Source organism: Bacillus sp. FSL M8-0071 (assembly GCF_037975455.1).
Classification (GTDB): domain Bacteria; phylum Bacillota; class Bacilli; order Bacillales; family Bacillaceae; genus Bacillus; species Bacillus subtilis.
Map to the genome: position 1 here is coordinate 165001 of NZ_CP150256.1, position 5000 is coordinate 170000.

Below are 5000 nucleotides of genomic sequence, written 5' to 3' on the forward strand. Positions count from 1 at the left end.
TCAGGTTGATAGGTCTGAGGTGGAAGTGTGGCGACACATGGAGCTGACAGATACTAATCGATCGAGGACTTAACCATATTTTTGAATGATGTCACACCTGTTATCTAGTTTTGAGAGAACACTCTCAATTTGTTTGGTGGCGATAGCGAAGAGGTCACACCCGTTCCCATACCGAACACGGAAGTTAAGCTCTTCAGCGCCGATGGTAGTCGGGGGTTTCCCCCTGTGAGAGTAGGACGCCGCCAAGCAGATTTATTAATTCTACCATGTTTGTTTATGAAGCTTTATATTATTCCGCAGTAGCTCAGTGGTAGAGCTATCGGCTGTTAACCGATCGGTCGTAGGTTCGAATCCTACCTGCGGAGCCATTGCTTCCATAGCTCAGCAGGTAGAGCACTTCCATGGTAAGGAAGAGGTCAGCGGTTCGAGCCCGCTTGGAAGCTTAAATGTATTATTACCAAGGTTTCTCATAAGGAGAAAGCTTTTTTTATTGCGATATGCGGAAGTAGTTCAGTGGTAGAACACCACCTTGCCAAGGTGGGGGTCGCGGGTTCGAATCCCGTCTTCCGCTCCATTTATCCTAACGGGATATTGTAAATTGAATTGCGCCCGTAGCTCAATTGGATAGAGCGTTTGACTACGGATCAAAAGGTTAGGGGTTCGACTCCTCTCGGGCGCGCCATATCTTTTAATAGAATAGATAGGAAATCGGGAAGTAGCTCAGCTTGGTAGAGCACATGGTTTGGGACCATGGGGTCGCAGGTTCGAATCCTGTCTTCCCGACCATTTTTTATGGGGCCTTAGCTCAGCTGGGAGAGCGCCTGCTTTGCACGCAGGAGGTCAGCGGTTCGATCCCGCTAGGCTCCACCAAAAGTTTTTAAAAAAGTTATTGACTTTGAAGAAGTGACATTGTATACTAATAAAGTTGCTTTAACAAAGCGGACAAACAAAATGATCTTTGAAAACTAAACAAGACAAAACGTACCTGTTAATTCAGTTTTTAAAAATCGCACAGCGATGTGCGTAGTCAGTCAAACTACTTTATCGGAGAGTTTGATCCTGGCTCAGGACGAACGCTGGCGGCGTGCCTAATACATGCAAGTCGAGCGGACAGATGGGAGCTTGCTCCCTGATGTTAGCGGCGGACGGGTGAGTAACACGTGGGTAACCTGCCTGTAAGACTGGGATAACTCCGGGAAACCGGGGCTAATACCGGATGGTTGTTTGAACCGCATGGTTCAAACATAAAAGGTGGCTTCGGCTACCACTTACAGATGGACCCGCGGCGCATTAGCTAGTTGGTGAGGTAACGGCTCACCAAGGCAACGATGCGTAGCCGACCTGAGAGGGTGATCGGCCACACTGGGACTGAGACACGGCCCAGACTCCTACGGGAGGCAGCAGTAGGGAATCTTCCGCAATGGACGAAAGTCTGACGGAGCAACGCCGCGTGAGTGATGAAGGTTTTCGGATCGTAAAGCTCTGTTGTTAGGGAAGAACAAGTACCGTTCGAATAGGGCGGTACCTTGACGGTACCTAACCAGAAAGCCACGGCTAACTACGTGCCAGCAGCCGCGGTAATACGTAGGTGGCAAGCGTTGTCCGGAATTATTGGGCGTAAAGGGCTCGCAGGCGGTTTCTTAAGTCTGATGTGAAAGCCCCCGGCTCAACCGGGGAGGGTCATTGGAAACTGGGGAACTTGAGTGCAGAAGAGGAGAGTGGAATTCCACGTGTAGCGGTGAAATGCGTAGAGATGTGGAGGAACACCAGTGGCGAAGGCGACTCTCTGGTCTGTAACTGACGCTGAGGAGCGAAAGCGTGGGGAGCGAACAGGATTAGATACCCTGGTAGTCCACGCCGTAAACGATGAGTGCTAAGTGTTAGGGGGTTTCCGCCCCTTAGTGCTGCAGCTAACGCATTAAGCACTCCGCCTGGGGAGTACGGTCGCAAGACTGAAACTCAAAGGAATTGACGGGGGCCCGCACAAGCGGTGGAGCATGTGGTTTAATTCGAAGCAACGCGAAGAACCTTACCAGGTCTTGACATCCTCTGACAATCCTAGAGATAGGACGTCCCCTTCGGGGGCAGAGTGACAGGTGGTGCATGGTTGTCGTCAGCTCGTGTCGTGAGATGTTGGGTTAAGTCCCGCAACGAGCGCAACCCTTGATCTTAGTTGCCAGCATTCAGTTGGGCACTCTAAGGTGACTGCCGGTGACAAACCGGAGGAAGGTGGGGATGACGTCAAATCATCATGCCCCTTATGACCTGGGCTACACACGTGCTACAATGGACAGAACAAAGGGCAGCGAAACCGCGAGGTTAAGCCAATCCCACAAATCTGTTCTCAGTTCGGATCGCAGTCTGCAACTCGACTGCGTGAAGCTGGAATCGCTAGTAATCGCGGATCAGCATGCCGCGGTGAATACGTTCCCGGGCCTTGTACACACCGCCCGTCACACCACGAGAGTTTGTAACACCCGAAGTCGGTGAGGTAACCTTTTAGGAGCCAGCCGCCGAAGGTGGGACAGATGATTGGGGTGAAGTCGTAACAAGGTAGCCGTATCGGAAGGTGCGGCTGGATCACCTCCTTTCTAAGGATATTATACGGAATATAAGACCTTGGGTCTTATAAACAGAACGTTCCCTGTCTTGTTTAGTTTTGAAGGATCATTCCTTCGAAACGTGTTCTTTGAAAACTAGATAACAGTAGACATCACATTCAATTAAATTAGTAACACAAGATATCACATAGTGATTCTTTTTAACGGTTAAGTTAGAAAGGGCGCACGGTGGATGCCTTGGCACTAGGAGCCGATGAAGGACGGGACGAACACCGATATGCTTCGGGGAGCTGTAAGCAAGCTTTGATCCGGAGATTTCCGAATGGGGAAACCCACCACTCGTAATGGAGTGGTATCCATATCTGAATTCATAGGATATGAGAAGGCAGACCCGGGGAACTGAAACATCTAAGTACCCGGAGGAAGAGAAAGCAAATGCGATTCCCTGAGTAGCGGCGAGCGAAACGGGATTAGCCCAAACCAAGAGGCTTGCCTCTTGGGGTTGTAGGACACTCTGTACGGAGTTACAAAGGAACGAGGTAGATGAAGAGGTCTGGAAAGGCCCGCCATAGGAGGTAACAGCCCTGTAGTCAAAACTTCGTTCTCTCCTGAGTGGATCCTGAGTACGGCGGAACACGTGAAATTCCGTCGGAATCCGGGAGGACCATCTCCCAAGGCTAAATACTCCCTAGTGACCGATAGTGAACCAGTACCGTGAGGGAAAGGTGAAAAGCACCCCGGAAGGGGAGTGAAAGAGATCCTGAAACCGTGTGCCTACAAGTAGTCAGAGCCCGTTAACGGGTGATGGCGTGCCTTTTGTAGAATGAACCGGCGAGTTACGATCTCGTGCAAGGTTAAGCAGAAGATGCGGAGCCGCAGCGAAAGCGAGTCTGAATAGGGCGCATGAGTACGTGGTCGTAGACCCGAAACCAGGTGATCTACCCATGTCCAGGGTGAAGTTCAGGTAACACTGAATGGAGGCCCGAACCCACGCACGTTGAAAAGTGCGGGGATGAGGTGTGGGTAGGGGTGAAATGCCAATCGAACCTGGAGATAGCTGGTTCTCTCCGAAATAGCTTTAGGGCTAGCCTCAAGGTAAGAGTCTTGGAGGTAGAGCACTGATTGGACTAGGGGCCCCTACCGGGTTACCGAATTCAGTCAAACTCCGAATGCCAATGACTTATCCTTGGGAGTCAGACTGCGAGTGATAAGATCCGTAGTCGAAAGGGAAACAGCCCAGACCGCCAGCTAAGGTCCCAAAGTATACGTTAAGTGGAAAAGGATGTGGAGTTGCTTAGACAACCAGGATGTTGGCTTAGAAGCAGCCACCATTTAAAGAGTGCGTAATAGCTCACTGGTCGAGTGACTCTGCGCCGAAAATGTACCGGGGCTAAACGTATCACCGAAGCTGCGGACTGTTCTTCGAACAGTGGTAGGAGAGCGTTCTAAGGGCTGTGAAGCCAGACCGGAAGGACTGGTGGAGCGCTTAGAAGTGAGAATGCCGGTATGAGTAGCGAAAGAGGGGTGAGAATCCCCTCCACCGAATGCCTAAGGTTTCCTGAGGAAGGCTCGTCCGCTCAGGGTTAGTCGGGACCTAAGCCGAGGCCGAAAGGCGTAGGCGATGGACAACAGGTTGATATTCCTGTACCACCTCCTCACCATTTGAGCAATGGGGGGACGCAGGAGGATAGGGTAAGCGCGGTATTGGATATCCGCGTCCAAGCAGTTAGGCTGGGAAATAGGCAAATCCGTTTCCCATAAGGCTGAGCTGTGATGGCGAGCGAAATATAGTAGCGAAGTTCCTGATTCCACACTGCCAAGAAAAGCCTCTAGCGAGGTGAGAGGTGCCCGTACCGCAAACCGACACAGGTAGGCGAGGAGAGAATCCTAAGGTGATCGAGAGAACTCTCGTTAAGGAACTCGGCAAAATGACCCCGTAACTTCGGGAGAAGGGGTGCTCTGTTAGGGTGCAAGCCCGAGAGAGCCGCAGTGAATAGGCCCAGGCGACTGTTTAGCAAAAACACAGGTCTCTGCGAAGCCGTAAGGCGAAGTATAGGGGCTGACGCCTGCCCGGTGCTGGAAGGTTAAGAGGAGCGCTTAGCGTAAGCGAAGGTGCGAATTGAAGCCCCAGTAAACGGCGGCCGTAACTATAACGGTCCTAAGGTAGCGAAATTCCTTGTCGGGTAAGTTCCGACCCGCACGAAAGGCGCAACGATCTGGGCACTGTCTCAACGAGAGACTCGGTGAAATTATAGTACCTGTGAAGATGCAGGTTACCCGCGACAGGACGGAAAGACCCCGTGGAGCTTTACTGCAGCCTGATATTGAATGTTGGTACAGCTTGTACAGGATAGGTAGGAGCCTTGGAAACCGGAGCGCCAGCTTCGGTGGAGGCATCGGTGGGATACTACCCTGGCTGTATTGACCTTCTAACCCGCC

General features: G+C 51.5%; 6 tRNA genes and 4 rRNA genes (2 of these 10 only partly in view). All 10 read left to right on the forward strand.

The features are described from left to right. Positions 1 to 77, forward strand: a 23S ribosomal RNA gene (locus tag MKX71_RS00945) (it extends 2851 nt beyond the left edge of the window). A 55-nt stretch (positions 78 to 132) separates the two neighbouring features. Continuing rightward, positions 133 to 248 (forward strand): 5S ribosomal RNA (gene rrf / locus MKX71_RS00950). A gap of 45 nt (positions 249 to 293) precedes the next feature. Next, a tRNA-Asn gene (locus MKX71_RS00955) sits at positions 294 to 368 on the forward strand. Between the two features lie 2 nt (positions 369 to 370). Continuing rightward, positions 371 to 443 (forward strand) — tRNA-Thr (locus MKX71_RS00960). A 56-nt stretch (positions 444 to 499) separates the two neighbouring features. Then, a tRNA-Gly gene (locus tag MKX71_RS00965) sits at positions 500 to 574 on the forward strand. 31 nt (positions 575 to 605) lie between these two features. Continuing rightward, positions 606 to 682 (forward strand) — tRNA-Arg (locus tag MKX71_RS00970). 27 nt (positions 683 to 709) lie between these two features. Then, positions 710 to 786: transfer RNA gene (locus MKX71_RS00975), tRNA-Pro, on the forward strand. An 8-nt stretch (positions 787 to 794) separates the two neighbouring features. Beyond that, positions 795 to 870, forward strand: a tRNA-Ala gene (locus tag MKX71_RS00980). 171 nt (positions 871 to 1041) lie between these two features. Continuing rightward, positions 1042 to 2591, forward strand: a 16S ribosomal RNA gene (locus MKX71_RS00985). Positions 2592 to 2766: 175 nt separating this feature from the next. Beyond that, positions 2767 to 5000 (forward strand): 23S ribosomal RNA (locus MKX71_RS00990) (it continues 694 nt past the right edge of the window). The 16S, 23S and 5S rRNA genes sit together here with 6 tRNA genes alongside, the layout of an rRNA operon.